This is a genomic window from Bradyrhizobium sp. sGM-13 (assembly GCF_018398875.1).
Taxonomy (GTDB): Bacteria; Pseudomonadota; Alphaproteobacteria; order Rhizobiales; family Xanthobacteraceae; genus Bradyrhizobium.
In genome coordinates this window covers 44,873-60,183 of the sequence record NZ_JAGWDK010000013.1, presented here as the reverse complement: position 1 = coordinate 60,183, position 15,311 = coordinate 44,873, and the positions used below count along the sequence as shown (strand labels likewise).

Below are 15,311 nucleotides of genomic sequence, written 5' to 3'. Positions count from 1 at the left end.
AATCCAACGTTTCCAAGGATCGCGATGGCTCGCCAATTCATCTATTTCATGCAGGGTCTGACCAAGAGCTACCCGACCCGAAAGGTGCTCGATAACGTCCATCTGAGCTTCTACCCGGACGCCAAAATCGGCGTGCTCGGCGTCAACGGCTCCGGCAAATCGACGCTTCTGCGAATCATGGCCGGCCTCGACAAGGAATACAGCGGCGAGGCCTGGGTCGCGGAGGGCGCGCGCGTCGGCTACCTCGAGCAGGAGCCCCACCTCGACCCTTCCAAATCGGTTCGCGAGAACGTGATGGAGGGCGTCGCCAAGCAGAAGGCGATCCTCGATCGCTACAACGAACTGGCGATGAACTATTCGGACGAAACCGCCGACGAGATGACCAAGCTGCAGGACCAGATCGAGGCCGCGAGCCTCTGGGATCTCGACAGCAAGGTCGACCAGGCGATGGACGCGCTGCGCTGTCCGCCCGACGATGCCGACGTGACGAAGCTTTCCGGCGGCGAGCGCCGCCGCGTCGCGCTGTGCAAATTGCTGCTCGATCAGCCGGATCTCTTGCTGCTGGACGAGCCGACCAACCACCTCGATGCAGAGTCGGTGTCGTGGCTGGAAGGCCACCTGCGCAATTATCCCGGCGCGATCCTGATCGTGACCCACGACCGCTACTTCCTCGACAACGTCACCGGCTGGATCCTCGAGCTCGACCGCGGCCGCGGCATTCCCTACGAGGGTAATTATTCGTCTTGGCTGGTGCAGAAGCAGAAGCGCCTCGAGCAGGAGGGCCGCGAGGAGGCCGCGCACCAGAAGACGCTGGCCCGCGAGCAGGAATGGATCGCGTCCTCACCGAAGGCACGCCAGGCCAAGTCCAAGGCGCGCTATCAGCGCTATGAGGACTTGCTCAAGCAGGCGAGCGAGAAGCAGACTCAGACCGCGCAGATCACCATTCCCGTGGCCGAGCGCCTCGGCCAGAACGTGGTCGATTTCGAAGGACTCACCAAGGCGTTCGGCGACCGCGTGCTGATCGAGGATCTCACTTTCAAGCTGCCGCCCGGCGGCATTGTCGGCGTGATCGGCCCCAACGGCGCCGGCAAGACCACGCTGTTCCGCATGATCACCGGCCAGGAAAAACCGGACAAGGGCACCATCACCGTCGGCGAGAGCGTGCACCTCGGCTATGTCGACCAGTCGCGTGACGATCTCGACGGCAAGAAGACGGTGTGGGAGGAGATTTCCGGCGGCAACGAGTTGATCCTGCTCGGCAAGCGCGAGGTCAATTCGCGAGGCTATTGCTCGTCGTTCAATTTCAAGGGCGCCGACCAGCAGAAGAAGGTCGGCGCGCTGTCAGGCGGCGAGCGCAACCGCGTGCATCTGGCCAAGATGCTCAAATCAGGCGCCAACGTCCTGCTGCTCGACGAACCGACCAACGACCTCGACGTCGATACGCTGCGCGCGCTGGAAGAGGCACTGGAGGATTTCGCCGGCTGCGCCGTCATCATCAGCCACGATCGCTGGTTCCTCGACCGCATCGCGACCCACATCCTGTCCTTCGAAGGGGACAGCCATGTCGAATGGTTCGAAGGCAACTTCCAGGATTACGAGAAGGACAAGATGCGCCGGCTCGGCCAGGACAGCATCATTCCGCACCGCGTGAAGTACAAGAAGCTGACGAGGTGAACCAATCGGGCGTTTGCATAATTAAATGTCCCGCTTGTGCTGCGGCCAGTTGTCGCTTCACACGGCGGTGACAGTGCGTAGATATAGGCCTTGTTTCGAAATTCCAATCCTGCAGCGAGCCATCCTGATGTCCCTTACCCCCGAAACACCGTTGCCACCTAAAGGTAAGGGGAAGGCATTGCGCCCCGTTCCGATGCTGATTTTCGGCTCCCGCTGGCTGCAATTGCCGCTTTACGTTGGGCTGATTGTCGCGCAAGGCGTCTATGTCGTGCTGTTTCTGAAGGAACTGTGGCATCTGTTCGCTCACGCCTTCGATTTCAGCGAACAGCAGATCATGCTGGCGGTGCTGGGCCTGATCGACGTCGTCATGATCTCCAACCTGCTGGTGATGGTGATCGTCGGCGGATACGAGACCTTCGTCTCCCGCCTCAACCTGCAGGGCCATCCCGATGAGCCGGAATGGCTCAGCCACGTCAACGCCAGCGTGCTCAAGATCAAGCTGGCGATGGCGATCATCGGCATCTCCTCGATCCATCTGCTGCGCACTTTCATCGAGGCCGGTGCACTGGCGTCGGGAAAGAGCGTCTACACCGAAACCGGCGTGATGTGGCAGACCATCATCCATACGGTCTTCATTCTGTCGGCCATCGGCATTGCCTATGTCGACCGTGTCTCGAACATGGCCGTCGACGAAGCAAAGCGCGCCAGCGCTCATTGATGGGCGGCTTGTCGATCATCGGATTTTCGGCTTTGCGAACGAGGGCGGCTGCCGCAGTTCTGATAGTGACTGCGGTGACGCTCGGCGGGTCGCAACCGGCGTTCTCTGCCGACGCCGCCTTTGCCCAGTTCGTCGCCTCGCTGTGGCCAGAGGCGCAGGCGGCCGGCGTGTCGCGCGCGACCTTCGATCGCGAAACGCAAGGGCTGGAGCCTGACTACAAACTGCCTGATCTCTTGCTGCCGGGCCGGCCGCCCACCGGCGCGCCGGCGCAAGCCGAATTTGTGCAGGTGCCGGCCGACTATGTGAAGGAATCCTCGATCGCGCGGCTGGCGGCCGAAGGGCAGAAGCTGATGCAGAAGCATCGCGCGGCGCTCAGCGATATCGAGGAGCGCTTTGGCGTGCCGGCCACCATCGTGCTTGCGATCTGGGGCCGCGAGACCGATTTCGGCCGCTACCGGTTGCCTTACGATATGCTTCGCGTGGTCGCGACGCAGGCCTATGTCGGCCGGCGCAAGGATCAGTATCGCACCGAGTTCATTCAGGCGCTCAAACTTCTCGGCGAGGGCGCGGTGGCGCGCAAGGATTTTCGCTCGTCCTGGGCTGGCGCCACCGGCCTCACCCAGTTCCTGCCGTCCGAATATTACAAGCATGGCATCGATCATGACGGCGACGGTCGTGTCGACATCTGGAATTCCGTGCCGGACGCGCTGGCATCCGCCGCGCAACAGCTCGTCAACAAGGGCTGGCAGCGTGGGGTGCGCTGGGCCTACGAGGTGAAGGCGCCGGCCAATGTCGATTGCACCATGGGCGTGCCCGAGGTGACGAAGCCGATCGCCGAGTGGCTGCGCGCCGGCTTCGTGCCGGTGCGCGGACAGAGGCTGAGTGCGGCCGAACAGGCGCAGCCGGCCTCGCTGTTGCAGGTGGAGGGCATCTACGGCCCGTCGTTCCTGACGACGAAGAACTACTTCGTTATCAAGGAATACAATTTCTCCGATCTGTATGTGCTGTTCGTCGGCCATCTCGCCGACCGCATGGCGAGCCCGCTGCCGTTCGCAACACCGTGGTCTGCCTCGACGCAGTTGCGCTCCGCCGATGTCGAGGCCATGCAGCGCCATTTGACGCGCATCGGTCTCTACAAGGACAAGCTCGACGGCAAGGCGGGCATGCAGACCCGTGCGGCATTGGGCGCCTATCAGAAGTCCGCCGGGCTGAAGGTCGATTGCTGGCCGAGCGAGGCGGTGCTGCGCTCGATGAGCGGGGGACGCTGACTACGTCGTAGACATCGTAGCCGGATGAGGGCCAGCGATATCCGGGAGCGGTGGTGCCGGCGCCATCCCCGGACGTCGCTGCCTCACCTCGGCTACAGGACTGGCGGGGCGGTCTCTTGGATATCTAGTTGCAGTAAGTCTGATTCCCTGTGCGTTGGCACGTACGGCCGTCGCTGAAGTAGGTGAAGTTCCCAATCGTTTGGGAGCTGGTGCCGTCACCGTAATAGTTGAAATTTCCGCTTCTCTGAGGACTTGAGCCATCGCTGTTGTAAGTGAAATTTCCTGCGCGCTGGGATGAAGTCCCATCACTCCAATAGGTGAAACTTCCAATCTGCTGGCCTGAGAGACCGTTGTCGCAACTAACGAAGTTACCGATTTGCTGGCAACTATCGGCCTGTGCAGCGGTCGCGACGAATACTAGGGCAACCGAAAACAGAAATCGCATGTCTCAACCCCATTGTTGAACGTGGATGAGACCACACGATCCGTTAAATTGGAACACTGGCAACTTCAAACTTGGACACGTGCCTCGGAATACGGACAGTCCCCTACATCGTCACAAAGAAAAACCCGGCCGAAATATCGGCCGGGCTCTCGATCAAAGCGCGCATCTCGTGCGCCAGTCGGTCAGATCAGTGGCAGACCTCGACGCGGCGATAGCGCCAGTCGTAGCCATCCCAGAAGCGCTCGCGAACCATGCGGCACGCCGGATAGGGCGCCTCTTCCACATACACCGGACCGCCGTAAGCCGGGCGGCTGGAGGCGATCGCACCGCCGATGATCGCGCCGCCGAGCAAGCCGGCCGCAACGCCTGCGGCAACGCCACGCTGTGCGCTCGCGGGCGTCGAGGCAAGCGAACCGGCAATCGTTGCGACCGCGACGAAGGCAGCAAATGTCTTCTTCATGTCTTGGGCTCTCCTGGAGTGACGCCGTCGGGCGCCGGGTTTAGGGATGACTCACACGCTGTTTCGAACTGCCGCTTCGCTAAAAAAGCGCACATGGGTCAATCGAAAGTAAACGTCTTCAAACGGTCGTCGAAAAAAGCGGTTTTTTCGGGCCGAAAATCGCATGCACCCCGGAAAAGCACTGCCTTTCCGGGGTGTTGAGCGCAACTTTAATGAAGATGAACGGCTGCTAGTCGCAGACCCTGACGTTGCGGACCCGCCAGCCATAGCCATCCCAGAACCGCTGTCGCTGCCAGAAGCAGGACTCGCCGTAACCGGGATCGACGACATAGGCCGGGCCGCCATAGCCGGGCCCATAATAGCCCGGGCCGTAATAGTAGCCGTTCTGCGAAGCAATCGCGCCGCCGACAATAGCGCCGCCGATCAATCCGGCGGCGACGCCCGCCGCAACGCCGCGCTGCGCCTGGGCGGGAGCGGGAACAGCCACGGCCGAAACGGCCAACGCGGCGGCGGCACCGAGCGCCATCAATGTCTTCTTCATGGCCTCACCTTTCTCGTGGAGCAAACGACGTTAAGTTCCGTCCGGGCAAAAGTTCCACATTTCGCTTGAATGATGAACGGCCGTGCAGGGGGGCGACGAAACGGGACGTGAGGCAGGTCACGGTGCGAAGATACCGAAATGCTCTCCTTTTCTTGAGAAACCACGACACGACGACGGTGAGCGGAATGGCGGTATTCATGCTGGCGGGCACTGAGCGGAGGAGGCGATGGCAACGGCGGCGACATGGCAGCGACTGATGCCGGAAACACCGGGAAATCAGCGTCCATTTGATTTACCGCAACGCCGCCTTTTAGATTCATTCCAGTATTTCCCCGGCATCAGTTTGGAATTGCTTGAAAATGCGGCTTTTCCTTTTGCATCTCGCAGCTCTCTTCCATATCGATGAGCAGGCATCACCAAGGGTTCTACCGGTTTCATGATCGTCTGTTCCTGCAACGTCCTGAGCGACCACGATGTCCGTAATGCAGTGAATGCAGCTTCGGACCTGCCGCGAAATCCCAAACAGATTTACGGTTGCCTCGGTTGCAGCGCCGAGTGCGGTCGCTGCGCGCGCACGCTCAAGACCATCATCGACGAAGCGCTCGGCGCCTGCGCCAAGGAGTGCTGCGAGGGTTGTCCGCACACGCGTCAGGCCGCCAACGACGAGCCGGCGCAGGAAACCGCTCCGGCCTTCGCCCTTGCGGCCTGCTGAAATCTAAAATCCCCTCTGAAACGCCCTGATTTCTCAGGTTCCCACCGCTTTTTCCGCGGAACAGTTGCCCTCGGCACCAAACTGATTTAGAAGCGTTCTAAATGCAGTGTCGGGCCGCGTCTGGCCTGGGAAAATTGGAGTGGACCATGCAGGGCGATCCCAAAGTCATCGACTATCTCAACAAGGGCCTGCGCAGCGAGCTCACCGCGATCAACCAGTACTGGCTGCACTACCGGCTCCTGAACAATTGGGGTCTTTTGGAATTCGCCAAGGTCTGGCGCAAGGAATCCATCGAGGAGATGGAACACGCCGACAAGTTCACCGATCGGATTCTGTTCCTCGACGGTTTTCCCAACATGCAGGTGCTCGATCCGCTCCGCATCGGCCAGAACGTCAGGGAAATCATCGAATGCGATCTAGCAACCGAGATGACCGCGCGCACGCTCTATCAGGAAGCGGCGACCTACTGCCATGGCGTGAAGGATTACGTCTCGCGCGACTTGTTCGAGACCGTCATGAAGGACGAGGAACATCACATCGACTTCCTCGAAACCCAGCTTGACCTGATCCAGCGTATCGGGCTTGAGCTCTATACCCAGAAGCACGTCGGCGGCCTCGAGAACGGGGATTAGCCTTTTACCCTCCCCTGGAGGGGTCCGAGACGAGCGAAGCTCGCTCGTGGGTCGACGCGAAGCGGCGGGGCGGGGTGACGGTCTCTCCGCATCGAATACTGCCCGAGTGGAGAGATCACCCCACCCCGTCTCGCATTTCGCTTCGCTCTATGCGAGCCGACCCTCCCTCTCCAGGGGAGGGTGATCCGATCTCGCCCAACAATTTCCTTACAACTGCGTCTTGTAGCGCTCGTAGATCTCCGCCTGGCTTTCGCGCTCGCCAAGTCCGGTCTGGTCGTGGATCACTTCGCCGATGCTCGGCATAACCGAGCGTTCGACCTGCGTAGCCGCCCACAGTTTCGAGCGCATCAGCGCCTTGCCGCAGTGGAAATAGGCTTCCCTCGCGTCGATATGCAGCACCGCGCGCGGCGGCTTGCCGAATTCGATCATCGACGCCATCAACTCCGGATCGACAGATAGCTTGCCCTTGCCGCCGACGCGCAGCGTCTCGTCGATTCCGGGCACGAAGAAGATCAACTGCACGAAGCCTGATCCCTCGACGATGTTGCGAAAACTGTCGATCCGGTTGTTGCCCGAACGATCCGGCATCAACAAGAGGTTCGGTCCGCCGACATGAACGAAGCCGGGATTGCCGCCGCGCGGCGACGCATCGACGCTGCCGTCCGAACCTGAAGTCGCTAGCACGCACAACGGCGACATGCCGATGAATTTTTTCGCATGCGCATCGATCTCTGGCCGCGCCTTAGCGATCACGCGCGGCGTGGGAGCGGGATAGATCGTGGCAAGATCAGAAGGGGCAAGATCGGACAAGGGCGGCTCCTTTGCGATTTTCCATCAGATTATCATCCGCCGGTGTCACCGTCATCTTGAAGAATCTAAACCGCGTCCGCCGGCACGAAGCAGCTAATGATGATGCTGCCGCGGTGGTGCACGTACCACACTACGGCTTCGCCGATCGGGTTGCCCTGGTCGCGAATGACCGCGCGCTCGGGCACCTGCATCCATTGGCCCTCGATCGGCACCCAATAGGCGCCGCCGCGAACGTCGTAGCTGGTGCGATGGCCGTCGGAAATATCGCAACAGGGTACGCCGTTCGGCGCGATCACGCTCTTGAACCAGGCGCGGATATCAGGTGGCACATGGTCGTACTGGCCCCTGTCGACGGCGAGCGCTGCGCCGGCCGACATCGAAAGGCAGGCCAGCAGGACCAATGGCGCAAGCCTTCGCATCCGATCCTCCGCTGCTTGTCCTCGCGACGGCGCAGGCCATCGGCGATTCGTAATGCAAGGACAATTCAAGCGGAGCCCCCTTGTCGATGCACGCTCAAATAATGAGCGATGAAAGCGAGGCAGGTTTGATGCGGTGCGAAATCATGGCTTCTTCTTGTTGCGCGCGCATTGCGCTCCTTCCAAAGGCCCAGGCTTACATCGCCCGCTGCGGCGCGCTCTGCAGCAATTCCTGCAGCTCCTTCTTGTAGAACTTCGCATTGCCGGTGGTGAGATGGCCGCGCGTCTCGCTGGAGGCCGGGATCAGGAACAGTCGACCGTTCTTGACGCGCTTCATCGCCGCCTCGGTGACGCCGGTTTCCGGCGGATTGCGCTCGTCGTCGGCGGCATTGATCAAGAGCAACGTGGCTTCGATCTTCTCGAGCGAAGGCGCCGGATTGTAATCGTGCGAGGCTTCCCACTGGTAGATGAAGTCGTTGGCATCGGCAGTGATCGCGGTTGCCAGCCGGTCGTCGACCAGCTTGTCAGCTTTCGCCGCCGTCGGCGCCAGCTCTTGATAGGCCAGCGTGCCGCCGCCGGTCGCAGTGCCGAAGGCGTTGATGGCGTACTTCATCATGCGCGGCTGGGTGATGTAATTGCCGCGATTGTAATCGGGATCGTTCTTGATGGTGTCCAGCATCATCCGCCGCAGCATCCAGTTGCGCGCCGCCATCTCGGTCGGTTGCGAGGCCATCGGCACCAGCGCGTCCATGAAGTCAGGATATTTGCCGCCCCAGATCCAGGTGTGCATGCCGCCCATCGAATTGCCGATCACGAGCCGCAGATGCTTTACGCCGAGGCCTTCCGTGACCAGGCGATGCTGCGCGTCGACCATGTCCTCGTAATTGTATTTCGGAAACGCCGTCTTCATGCCGTCCGAAGGCTTTGACGATTTGCCGTGGCCGACACTATCCGGAATGATGATGTAGTACTTCGTTGCATCCAGCGGCTGGCCGGGGCCGAACAACTCGCCGCCGAAGGTGGCCGTCAGCATGCTGGCCGCCGAGCCGCCCGAGCCGTGCAGCACCAGCACCGGCTGGCCGGTCGGCTCGCCGATCGTGGTGTAGTGCAACCGTAGCTCCGGCAGCGTCTCGCCGGTGTGAAATTTGAAATCTTTGGCGATCCAGTCGCCCTGCTTAGGTCTGGGATAGTCGGCTGCGAAAGCAGTGATGGTGGTCAGGGCCAATGCGGCGGCCGAAAAGGCGGCGTGCGAGAAATTCATCATAGTCTCCCCAAAGCTGCGGCTATCTTTGCGAACCGCTTGGCGGGGAACCTAGCACACCGGCTATTTCTCCGTCACGACATCGCCGCACAATGCACTAACCGTCCACCTCGGTTTCCGGCCGGTCGTTGCCGGCGGCGGTCTCCGAGTGCCATCGTCCGTCAGCGGTTTCGTATTCGATCACCTCGGTGCGGCCGGGCACCCGCTGCTCGGCGGCCGCGCGCCGGGCGGCTGCCAGCGCCGCGGCGCGGTTCGGAAACGGCTCGGAAAACACACCGTCGACGGTGTAGGCCCAGCCGCCATCATGTTCGACGATCTTGTAGGTCACACGGGCCATCGGGAACTCGCTGTTCCAGGTACCACAGGGTGAACGCGCCACTGGATTCATGACAGAATAAGCCACGCTGTCGGATTTTGCACCGGCCGTTCGTCCTTGATCGAAGACCTCTGCAGAAGAGAGAACCATGTGCCGTAACATCAAGACCCTGTTCAATTTCGATCCCCCGGCCACCCACGCGGAGATCCATGCCTCCGCGCTGCAATTCGTGCGCAAGCTTTCCGGCTTCAATTCGCCGTCGCAGGCGAACGCCGAGGCGTTCAACCGCGCGGTTTCCGAAGTCTCCGACAGCGCGCGGCGTCTGCTCGCCTCGCTGCAGACCAACGCGCCGCCGCGCGACCGCGAGGTCGAGGCCGAGAAGGCGAGGGAGCGCTCGCGGGCGCGGTTTGGGTAAATCCTGGGGAAGCAATATCCCGAGCGATCAGACCTCACACCGCCCGATAGCCGCCGTCGACCATCACGATCGATCCGGAGACGTAAGCTGACAGATCGGATGCCAGGAAGATCGCGGGGCCGACGATGTCCTCCGCGGTGCCGGGCCGACCGAGCGGGGTGTGATCCATGAAGGTCTTCACCAGTTCCGGATTGTTGGCGCGGGCGGTGGCGTTCAGTGGCGTTGCGATGAAGCCCGGGCCGATTGCATTGACGCGGACGCCTTCCTTGCCGAGTTCGGCGGCGAGCGCCTTGGTGAAGCCGAGCACGCCGTGCTTGGAGGCGGTGTAGGCCGGCGAGCTCGGCGTGCGCACATGCACGAAGGACTGGATCGAGCCGATGTTGACGATGCGCCCCTTGCTTGCGCGCAAGGGATCGAGAAAGGCATGCGTCACGTTGAAGACGCCGGTGAGGTTGATCGCGATAATGTCTTCCCAGTCGCTGATCACGGCCTCCGCTGCGCCCAGCATGCCGTTGCGGCGGACGATGCCGGCATTGTTGACGAGGATCGAGACTTGGCCGACCTTATCGGCGACCTGCTTAGCCATCGCGACGCAATCCTCGCGTTTTGCGACGTCGAGCGCAAAGCTGACGGCCTTGTCGCCGATTTCCCTTGCCGCTTCTGCTACAGCGTTCTCGTCCCTGTCGAGCAGCACGACCCGCGCGCCCTCTCGTGCATAGCCGTTCGCAATCGCGCGCCCGATACCGGAACCTGCGCCGGTAACGACGGCGATGTGATTTTGGAGAAGGGGCATGGCGCGTTTCCTCTTGCTTGGTTTTGCCGGAGGATAGCAAGCGCGCCCGCTTGTACAAGGTCGTTGGCGGCGACTACGTCAGGAATTGAAGGGTGGGCAAAGCGACAGCGTGCCCACCATTCAGATCACCGGTTGGAATGGTGGGCACGGCGCTCGCGCGCCTTTGCCCACACGACAGATGTCGGGTCAGAACGAGCAGGTGCCGTTGCGCAGCATGCCGTCCTTGAACACCAGCGCGTCGCCGAACGTCGGCACCTCTGAGCCCGCGATCACGGCGTAATTCCCGGGATACGGCGCGGTCGGGATGCTCCGGTCCCAGATCTGGCAGAAGCCGGTGTCCTGCCAGCGGATCAGATGATACGAGGCCTGGGCCGGGCTCGACGCGGCAAGCGCGGTGAAACCGATAGCGGCAACGGCGCAAAGGGCAAAAATGCGACGCATCTTCAATCTCCTGTTTTGAGTACGGGGCTGAGCGCCCGATCACCGATTGAGTAGCGACGAGGGCGAGAAGGTTCAAAGACTGAGCCGCGGAATGGGTTAGCGAAATCCTTAGGCCCTGTTACAATTTGCTCCCGTCGGCAGCAGGGCGATGCCGACGTCGGAGTTGAAGGAGGCCAGGCATGACGCAAACGGCAACCGGATGGCGCGCCTCACGCCGGCGCAATGGCGCGAGCGCCGTGCTGACGATGCTCTGCGCGCTGGCCGCATTGTCGCTCGCATCGAGCGGATCGCCGGCCGCCGCGCCGATCGCGGTCGCGGTAGCGGATTTCGATTATTTCGATACTTCCGGCGAAGTCGTGGACCAGAGCGCGGAGCATCGCGCCCGCGTCGCGTCGTTTGCCGCGTTGCTGCGCGATAATCTCGCAGCGCAGGGCGGTTATCGCGTGGTGCCGATCGAATGCCCCGATCACCCCTGCACCGCCACCAGCATGTCGCAGGACCTCTTCATCGCTGCCGCCCGCAAGGCCGGCGCGCGGCTCGTGGTCTATGGCGGCATCCGCAAGATGAGCACGCTGGTGCAATGGGGCGAAATCCAGTTGCTCGATCTCGAAGCCGAGAAATTGCTGATGCGGCGAACGGTGACGTTCCGCGGCGACAACGATGCCGCCTATCGCCATGCCGCCGATTTCGTCGGCAATACGCTGAAGGAATCCATGCCGAAGCCGTGAGGTCGCACCGACGATCGCGAGATTGGCGGATTACGCTGCCGCCAATCCGCCTACGCCTTCGTCAGTGAGGCAACGGCTTCGATCTCGATCAGCATCTTCGGGTCGGGCAACGCCTGCACCACGCAGGTGGTGCGGGCCGGGTAGGGCGCCGGCCCGAACGCCGACGCATACAGCACGTTCATCGTGGCGACGTCGGATGCGCGCGTCAGCAGCACGTTGACCTTGACCAGATCGCGAAACGTCGCGCCGGCCTCGTCGAGCACGCGCTTGATATTGGCGACGACGAAGCCGAACTGCGCCTCGAAACCATCCGCCAGCGCGCCCTTGTCGTCAAAACCCGGAATGCCCGAGATGAACAGCAGGTCGCCGGTGCGCGTGGCAAAGGATAGCGGCGGGGCCTTGACGCCGGCGGGCGGCGCAAAATGCTGGATCGGGGGCATGGGACACCTCGTGGATGGTTCGGTGCCTTGAAGCCTAGCGCGCCGCTGCCTCGCTGGAAAGGCAGCGGCGCACGCGCTTCACGACCCGCCGATTGGTTTGACGGTCCCGCCCGTCAGGGAAATTCACCCGACACGACATAGCGGGTTACGCTTGCTGCGACAGTAATGCAGTTCACGGGTCCGCAATTTTTTGTTCGTGCAATCGTGATGAAATTGTGTCGGGCGTACGGCGCGGGTCGGTACAGAGCGCGTCGCGCAGGGCCTGAATATGCTTTGCCCCTTGCGCCGGTCGGCTACAATCCGATAGTTGCGACTCAACCTGCACCGCAACGCCCGCCACACTTTTCCGATTTGCAACACCTCCGGAGATACGATCCATGAACATGCCATCCGCCATTCGCGCCACCGTGCTCGCGTTTGCGGCCTTTGCCGGCGTCACGCTGTCCTCCGCCGCGCATGCCGACGAAGGTTTCGTGCAGCTCACGATCTACAAGGCGGGATGGATCATCGGCGGCTCCGGCGGCAGCGGCGTTCTGAATTTTCACGGGCGACGCTATCCGCTGTCGACCGGCGGGCTCGACTACGGCCTGGTGTTCGGCGGATCGAAGACCGTGCTGCGGGGGCGCGTCAGCAACATCTGGCGCCCCTCCGATGTCGCGGGCGTCTACGGCGCAGCCGGCGCGGACCTGGCGGTCGGCCGCGGCGCGCGCGCGATCGTGCTCACCAACCAGAAGGGCGCGGTGCTGGAATTGACCGGGCACCAGGTCGGGTTGATGGCGAACGCCGATCTCAGCGGACTCGCGATCACCATGCGGTAGAATCTTGTAGGGTGGGCAAAGGCGCGGAAGCGCCGTGCCCACCATCCGGCATCTCGCTAGCAATGGTGGGCACCGCTTCGCTTTTGCCCGCGAAAACCTTGCGCGCGAGCTGGCCGCTTTTTCGCTGACGATTACCTCACCCCGAGAAAATCCCGCTTGCCGATTTCCACGCCATTATGGCGCAAAATGCCGTGCGCGGTGGCGGCGTGGAAGTAAAAATTCGGGAAGGCGAAATTGACGAGATATTGCTGGCCCTTCACCGTCATGGTGTTGCTGGGGCCGATCGGGAAGGTCACCTGGCGCGTCTCGCCGCCCTCGAACTGCGCCGGCTTGAATGCCTTCACATAATCGGTCGTTTTCGCGATCCGCTGCTGCAATTCCTCAAAGGTTTTTTCGGTGTCCGGCGTGGACGGCACTTCGCTGCCGGTGAGGCGCGCGCAGGTCTTTGCGGCAAAATCGCAGACAGTCTGCACCTGGCGTGTCAGCGGATACATGTCCGGGTAAAGCCTGGCATTGAGCAGCACCTCGGGCTGAATGTTCTTTGCCTTGCAATGCGCTTCTGCCTTGGCGAGCAGGCCCGAAAGGCTGCCGAGAATCTGCAGGAAGGCCGGCACGGTTAGGTCATGGAAAGACATGCGATGCTCTTTTCGTGATGTGGAAATTCATCTCGAGAGGATGAGGTGTTGTTCGAGATGGGAAGTGCCCTAGGAAATGCAACTCGGGCAGGATGCTGATGCAGCGAAATATTCCGAACGCGCGTGACACTGCTGAACCTCGCCCCGCGAAGAGCGGGGAGAGAGAAGAGCTACCGCGCCGCGGGCATCAGCAGGCCGGCGGGCTGCGCCTGGACGCTGGGGCCGCGCATCCGCGCCAAGAGCTCCGCCGTCGGCCAGGAATCCGCCGGCAGGCCGTATTTGATCTGCATCGCCTTCACCGCCGTGCGGCTCAACTGTCCCATCACGCCGTCGACCTTGCCGACATTGTAGCCGGCGCGCACCAGGAGCTGCTGCAGCTCCTTCAGCTCGTTGAGCGGCAGTTGTGCGACCGGCGCCGATGGCTGCCGCATTGGCGGGGCGCCGGCGATGCGGCTGGCGAGATAGGCGGCGGTGGTCGAATAGATCAGCGAGTTGTTCCACTCGGTATAGGCGGCGAAATTCGCATAGGCCAGAAACGCCGGTCCGGTGCGGCCCATTGGCAAGAGCAGCGAGGCCGGCAGGTCGTCATTCGGCAGCGGACGGCCGTCGGGATAGGTGACGCCGAGCTGCGCGAATTTTGCGCGCGGCAGTTTTGTCGTGAGGTCAGCCTGCTCCCACGGAAAATTTTGCGGCGCGCGCACTTCCTGCAGCCACGGCTCGCCGCGCCGCCATTTCAATCCGTTGGCTATATAGTTTGCGGTCGAGCCGATCACGTCGGACGCGCTGCGCAACAGGTTACGGTGGCCGTCGCCGTCATAGTCCACCGCGTAGTTGAAGTAGTGCGTCGCCAGGAACTGCGTCTGCCCGAGTTCGCCGGCCCATGCGCCGATCATCTCGCTTGCCGTGAGATCGCCGCGGTCGATGATCTTCAGCGCGGCGATGGTCTCCTTCTGGAACATCTCGGAGCGGCGGCAGTCGTAGGCCAGCGACACCAGCGAGCGCAGCGTATGCAGATTGCCTAGCTCGGCGCCAAAACTGCTCTCCAGCCCCCAGAACGCGGCGATCACGGCCGGCGGCACGCCATATTCCTTCTCGGCGCGGTTGAACGCAGCCGCATGCATCCGGATTCGCGCCTGCGCATTTTTTGCTGCGCCATCGGAGGCCCTGTTCCGCGCGAACTCGGTGAACACCTGGCCAAACACGCGCTGGCCGCGGTCGCGGTTGACGATGCCCTGGTCATAGACGAGGTAGGGCGCCGCTTCGGCCAACGTGCGCTGCGACACGCCCTCCGCGGCGGCCTGCTGCTTGAGGTCGGCCAGGAAGCGGTCGAACGATAGGCCATTGTGGCAGGCCGCGCCGCGAGGTGCGCGCGGAGCGGCGGCCGGCGGCTGCTGACCGGGTGCCGGCGCGACCACAGGTCTCGGTGCGGGACGAACTGGGGCGGGGACTGGTTGGGCGATGGCGAGAGATGAAAGAAACAGGGACGCCGTGGCAGCAACGAGGGATCTGTGAAGCAGCATCAATGTCACCGGCGAGCAGGAATTGTAGGGTGGGCAGAGCGAAACGTGCCCACCATTTCAAATCCGGCCAGTTCAATCAATATGGTGGGCACGGCGCAAGTGCGCCTTTGCCCACCCGCCTCGGAGCAATCGGCCGCGCAAGCCCCGTCACGCGCATAGGAGCCTGCCGTATCAACCTGATCTCGCAGGCTGTTCCAACCGCTTTTCCCCGTGTAGGCTTGGCCTCTGCCCGACTTTTGAAGGTGAGCCGACAATCACTGGGGCGGGC

General features: G+C 62.3%; 20 protein-coding genes. 9 read left to right on the top strand and 11 right to left on the bottom strand.

Annotated elements, in window-relative coordinates; translation table 11 throughout:
• Positions 1 to 24: 24 nt before the first annotated feature.
• From ettA to KJQ96_RS20915, 3 genes are all read left to right on the top strand, one after another.
• Positions 25 to 1,674 carry an energy-dependent translational throttle protein EttA gene (gene ettA / locus KJQ96_RS20925; protein ID WP_213288433.1) on the top strand — a complete coding sequence of 550 codons (1,650 nt, stop codon included), beginning with the start codon at positions 25 to 27 and terminating at the stop codon, positions 1,672 to 1,674.
• A gap of 127 nt (positions 1,675 to 1,801) precedes the next feature.
• On the top strand, positions 1,802 to 2,392 hold the full coding sequence (locus KJQ96_RS20920) for a TIGR00645 family protein (RefSeq protein WP_213288432.1): 591 nt from the start codon (positions 1,802 to 1,804) through the stop codon (positions 2,390 to 2,392).
• Positions 2,392 to 3,660 (top strand): lytic murein transglycosylase, encoded by a 1,269-nt coding sequence (locus tag KJQ96_RS20915; RefSeq protein ID WP_213288431.1) that lies wholly within the window; start codon positions 2,392 to 2,394, stop codon positions 3,658 to 3,660. The genes KJQ96_RS20920 and KJQ96_RS20915 overlap by 1 nt, the downstream gene beginning before the upstream one ends.
• Positions 3,661 to 4,292: 632 nt before the next feature.
• Here KJQ96_RS20915 and KJQ96_RS20910 read toward each other — a convergent pair.
• Both KJQ96_RS20910 and KJQ96_RS20905 read right to left on the bottom strand, forming a co-directional pair.
• Positions 4,293 to 4,565, bottom strand: a complete 273-nt coding sequence (locus tag KJQ96_RS20910) for a hypothetical protein (RefSeq protein WP_057841791.1) — start codon at positions 4,563 to 4,565, stop codon at positions 4,293 to 4,295.
• A 229-nt stretch (positions 4,566 to 4,794) separates the two neighbouring features.
• Positions 4,795 to 5,106, bottom strand: a complete 312-nt coding sequence (locus tag KJQ96_RS20905; protein ID WP_213288430.1) for a hypothetical protein — start codon at positions 5,104 to 5,106, stop codon at positions 4,795 to 4,797.
• A gap of 226 nt (positions 5,107 to 5,332) precedes the next feature.
• Here KJQ96_RS20905 and KJQ96_RS20900 point away from each other — a divergent pair, with 226 nt between their 5' ends.
• From KJQ96_RS20900 to bfr, 3 genes are all read left to right on the top strand, one after another.
• Entirely contained in the window at positions 5,333 to 5,512 is a 180-nt protein-coding gene (locus KJQ96_RS20900; RefSeq protein WP_213288429.1) for a hypothetical protein, read from the top strand.
• 30 nt (positions 5,513 to 5,542) lie between these two features.
• Positions 5,543 to 5,818, top strand: coding sequence for a bacterioferritin-associated ferredoxin (locus tag KJQ96_RS20895; RefSeq protein WP_213288428.1), 276 nt, complete (start codon positions 5,543 to 5,545; stop codon positions 5,816 to 5,818).
• Positions 5,819 to 5,964: 146 nt separating this feature from the next.
• Positions 5,965 to 6,450 carry a bacterioferritin gene (gene bfr / locus KJQ96_RS20890; protein WP_057841789.1) on the top strand — a complete coding sequence of 162 codons (486 nt, stop codon included), beginning with the start codon at positions 5,965 to 5,967 and terminating at the stop codon, positions 6,448 to 6,450.
• Positions 6,451 to 6,657: 207 nt separating this feature from the next.
• Here bfr and KJQ96_RS20885 read toward each other — a convergent pair whose 3' ends face one another.
• The 4 genes from KJQ96_RS20885 to KJQ96_RS20870 all read right to left on the bottom strand — a co-directional run bounded on the left by KJQ96_RS20885 (position 6,658) and on the right by KJQ96_RS20870 (position 9,274).
• A complete protein-coding gene (locus KJQ96_RS20885) occupies positions 6,658 to 7,260 on the bottom strand; it encodes an MSMEG_1061 family FMN-dependent PPOX-type flavoprotein (protein ID WP_213288427.1) in 603 nt (200 codons plus the stop codon).
• A 65-nt stretch (positions 7,261 to 7,325) separates the two neighbouring features.
• Entirely contained in the window at positions 7,326 to 7,679 is a 354-nt protein-coding gene (locus KJQ96_RS20880) for a hypothetical protein (RefSeq protein WP_213288426.1), read from the bottom strand.
• Positions 7,680 to 7,872: 193 nt separating this feature from the next.
• A complete protein-coding gene (locus tag KJQ96_RS20875) occupies positions 7,873 to 8,937 on the bottom strand; it encodes an alpha/beta fold hydrolase (protein ID WP_213288425.1) in 1,065 nt (354 codons plus the stop codon).
• Positions 8,938 to 9,034: 97 nt separating this feature from the next.
• Positions 9,035 to 9,274, bottom strand: coding sequence for a DUF2188 domain-containing protein (locus KJQ96_RS20870; RefSeq protein ID WP_213288424.1), 240 nt, complete (start codon positions 9,272 to 9,274; stop codon positions 9,035 to 9,037).
• Between the two features lie 127 nt (positions 9,275 to 9,401).
• Here KJQ96_RS20870 and KJQ96_RS20865 point away from each other — a divergent pair, with 127 nt between their 5' ends.
• Positions 9,402 to 9,668: a DUF2277 domain-containing protein gene (locus tag KJQ96_RS20865; RefSeq protein ID WP_028347019.1), complete on the top strand. Its 267-nt coding sequence runs from the start codon at positions 9,402 to 9,404 to the stop codon at positions 9,666 to 9,668.
• 34 nt (positions 9,669 to 9,702) lie between these two features.
• On the opposite strand, the gene KJQ96_RS20860 is transcribed toward KJQ96_RS20865, so the two are convergent.
• Positions 9,703 to 10,461, bottom strand: coding sequence for an SDR family NAD(P)-dependent oxidoreductase (locus tag KJQ96_RS20860; RefSeq protein ID WP_213288423.1), 759 nt, complete (start codon positions 10,459 to 10,461; stop codon positions 9,703 to 9,705).
• Between the two features lie 186 nt (positions 10,462 to 10,647).
• The gene (locus KJQ96_RS20855) at positions 10,648 to 10,902 is read right to left on the bottom strand and encodes a hypothetical protein (protein WP_057841778.1); all 255 of its coding nucleotides are present in this window, start codon (positions 10,900 to 10,902) and stop codon (positions 10,648 to 10,650) included.
• 179 nt (positions 10,903 to 11,081) lie between these two features.
• Between KJQ96_RS20855 and KJQ96_RS20850 the strand changes: the two genes are divergently transcribed.
• Entirely contained in the window at positions 11,082 to 11,630 is a 549-nt protein-coding gene (locus tag KJQ96_RS20850) for a DUF2380 domain-containing protein (protein WP_213288422.1), read from the top strand.
• A gap of 50 nt (positions 11,631 to 11,680) precedes the next feature.
• On the opposite strand, the gene KJQ96_RS20845 is transcribed toward KJQ96_RS20850, so the two are convergent.
• The gene (locus KJQ96_RS20845) at positions 11,681 to 12,070 is read right to left on the bottom strand and encodes a RidA family protein (protein ID WP_213288421.1); all 390 of its coding nucleotides are present in this window, start codon (positions 12,068 to 12,070) and stop codon (positions 11,681 to 11,683) included.
• 377 nt (positions 12,071 to 12,447) lie between these two features.
• On the opposite strand from KJQ96_RS20845, the gene KJQ96_RS20840 reads away from it, so the two are divergent.
• Complete coding sequence (locus KJQ96_RS20840; RefSeq protein ID WP_213288420.1) at positions 12,448 to 12,888, top strand: hypothetical protein; 441 nt, start codon at positions 12,448 to 12,450, stop codon at positions 12,886 to 12,888.
• A 131-nt stretch (positions 12,889 to 13,019) separates the two neighbouring features.
• On the opposite strand, the gene KJQ96_RS20835 is transcribed toward KJQ96_RS20840, so the two are convergent.
• Positions 13,020 to 13,523 (bottom strand): DUF1993 family protein, encoded by a 504-nt coding sequence (locus tag KJQ96_RS20835; RefSeq protein ID WP_213288419.1) that lies wholly within the window; start codon positions 13,521 to 13,523, stop codon positions 13,020 to 13,022.
• A 170-nt stretch (positions 13,524 to 13,693) separates the two neighbouring features.
• Positions 13,694 to 15,043 (bottom strand): lytic murein transglycosylase, encoded by a 1,350-nt coding sequence (locus KJQ96_RS20830; protein WP_213288418.1) that lies wholly within the window; start codon positions 15,041 to 15,043, stop codon positions 13,694 to 13,696.
• Between the last annotated feature and the right edge of the window lie 268 nt (positions 15,044 to 15,311).

What these genes read in the sequence shown, in the direction of transcription:
- bfr (WP_057841789.1), top strand. Translation starts at nt 5,965, where the DNA reads ATGCAGGGCGATCCCAAAGTCATCGACTATCTCAACAAGGGCCTGCGC.
- KJQ96_RS20910 (WP_057841791.1), bottom strand. Translation starts at nt 4,565, where the DNA reads ATGAAGAAGACATTTGCTGCCTTCGTCGCGGTCGCAACGATTGCCGGT.
- KJQ96_RS20845 (WP_213288421.1), bottom strand. Translation starts at nt 12,070, where the DNA reads ATGCCCCCGATCCAGCATTTTGCGCCGCCCGCCGGCGTCAAGGCCCCG.
- KJQ96_RS20880 (WP_213288426.1), bottom strand. Translation starts at nt 7,679, where the DNA reads ATGCGAAGGCTTGCGCCATTGGTCCTGCTGGCCTGCCTTTCGATGTCG.
- KJQ96_RS20900 (WP_213288429.1), top strand. Translation starts at nt 5,333, where the DNA reads ATGGCAACGGCGGCGACATGGCAGCGACTGATGCCGGAAACACCGGGA.
- ettA (WP_213288433.1), top strand. Translation starts at nt 25, where the DNA reads ATGGCTCGCCAATTCATCTATTTCATGCAGGGTCTGACCAAGAGCTAC.
- KJQ96_RS20870 (WP_213288424.1), bottom strand. Translation starts at nt 9,274, where the DNA reads ATGGCCCGTGTGACCTACAAGATCGTCGAACATGATGGCGGCTGGGCC.
- KJQ96_RS20840 (WP_213288420.1), top strand. Translation starts at nt 12,448, where the DNA reads ATGAACATGCCATCCGCCATTCGCGCCACCGTGCTCGCGTTTGCGGCC.
- KJQ96_RS20865 (WP_028347019.1), top strand. Translation starts at nt 9,402, where the DNA reads ATGTGCCGTAACATCAAGACCCTGTTCAATTTCGATCCCCCGGCCACC.
- KJQ96_RS20830 (WP_213288418.1), bottom strand. Translation starts at nt 15,043, where the DNA reads ATGCTGCTTCACAGATCCCTCGTTGCTGCCACGGCGTCCCTGTTTCTT.
- KJQ96_RS20875 (WP_213288425.1), bottom strand. Translation starts at nt 8,937, where the DNA reads ATGAATTTCTCGCACGCCGCCTTTTCGGCCGCCGCATTGGCCCTGACC.
- KJQ96_RS20855 (WP_057841778.1), bottom strand. Translation starts at nt 10,902, where the DNA reads ATGCGTCGCATTTTTGCCCTTTGCGCCGTTGCCGCTATCGGTTTCACC.
- KJQ96_RS20905 (WP_213288430.1), bottom strand. Translation starts at nt 5,106, where the DNA reads ATGAAGAAGACATTGATGGCGCTCGGTGCCGCCGCCGCGTTGGCCGTT.
- KJQ96_RS20915 (WP_213288431.1), top strand. Translation starts at nt 2,392, where the DNA reads ATGGGCGGCTTGTCGATCATCGGATTTTCGGCTTTGCGAACGAGGGCG.
- KJQ96_RS20850 (WP_213288422.1), top strand. Translation starts at nt 11,082, where the DNA reads ATGACGCAAACGGCAACCGGATGGCGCGCCTCACGCCGGCGCAATGGC.
- KJQ96_RS20835 (WP_213288419.1), bottom strand. Translation starts at nt 13,523, where the DNA reads ATGTCTTTCCATGACCTAACCGTGCCGGCCTTCCTGCAGATTCTCGGC.
- KJQ96_RS20895 (WP_213288428.1), top strand. Translation starts at nt 5,543, where the DNA reads ATGATCGTCTGTTCCTGCAACGTCCTGAGCGACCACGATGTCCGTAAT.
- KJQ96_RS20860 (WP_213288423.1), bottom strand. Translation starts at nt 10,461, where the DNA reads ATGCCCCTTCTCCAAAATCACATCGCCGTCGTTACCGGCGCAGGTTCC.
- KJQ96_RS20920 (WP_213288432.1), top strand. Translation starts at nt 1,802, where the DNA reads ATGTCCCTTACCCCCGAAACACCGTTGCCACCTAAAGGTAAGGGGAAG.